Consider the following 1149-nt stretch of genomic DNA (forward strand, 5'->3'; position numbering starts at 1 on the left):
CCTTCACTTTTGTTCCATCTGGTTTAGTTATTGTAAATTCTGCTCCTTGTAGTGTTTGCCCTTTTTCATTTGTTTTAGTGATTTTTATATTTCCTAAAACTCTTGAATCAGCAAATTTAGCTACTTGAACTTTTCCTACTGATGTATCACCAACTGTTATTTCCTGTGGTGTTTTATCTAAATTATATCCATTTGGAGCTGCAGTTTCTTTAACTACATATTTTCCCCATGCTAAATTATCTAGATTTACTTGTCCATCTTTATCTGTAGTTACTGTTTTATCAAAACCATTTGGTCCTGTTACTTTGAAAGTTGCTCCAGCTAATGCTTTATTAGATGTAGCATCAGTTTTTACAATTTGTAATTGTCCTAATATTTGAGTATCAACAACATTAACGCTTTGAATATTTTCTACATTATCTGCTCCTATAGTTACTTTTTGAACTGTAGAATTTAATGTATATCCAACTGGTGCTTTAATTTCTTTAACTGTGTAATCACCCCAAGCTAAATTATCTAAGCTCGCCACACCATTTTTATCTGTAGTTATTGTTTTATGGAAACCATTTGGTCCTGTTATCTTAAATTCAGCATTTGCTAACTTTTCACCATTATTACCTGTCTTAGTAACTTGTAGCTTTCCTAAGATTTGTGTATCATTTACTGTTACATTTTGTATAGTTGACACATTATCTTTAGTAATATCTACAGTATTCACCTTATCACTTAAAGTATATCCTTTAGGTGCTTTAGTTTCCTTAATTGTATAAGTTCCCCATGGTAAACCTGTTGCTTCCGCTACTCCGTTAATATCGGTAGTTATTACTACTGGTTCTTTACCTGGCGCAGTTATTGTAAATTGAGCACCCACTAATTTAACTCCATCTTTTCCAAGCTTTGTTACTTTTATAGTGCCTGTTTTTGCTCCATCTACTACATTTAAGCTTTGAACTACATTTGCATTATTGTTATCAATAATAATTTTATGAACTGTATTATCTAAGTCATAGCCTTGTGGTGCTGCTGTTTCTTGTACAGTATATTCTCCCCAAGCTAAACCTGAAAGTTCTGCTATACCTTTATCATTAGTCGTAACCTTCACTTTTGTTCCATCTGGTTTAGTTATTGTAAATTCTGCTCCTTGTAGTG

Annotated in this window: 1 protein-coding gene; it reads right to left on the bottom strand. The window is 32.5% G+C overall.

Annotated features, from left to right (window positions below; translation table 11 throughout):
• Positions 1-1149: SpaA isopeptide-forming pilin-related protein (locus ACRC28_RS00805; RefSeq protein ID WP_438541554.1), on the bottom strand; the 1149-nt coding region annotated here is incomplete at both ends.

This window comes from Clostridium sp. (genome assembly GCF_051650885.1).
In the GTDB taxonomy this organism is placed as follows: Bacteria; Bacillota; Clostridia; order Clostridiales; family Clostridiaceae; genus Clostridium.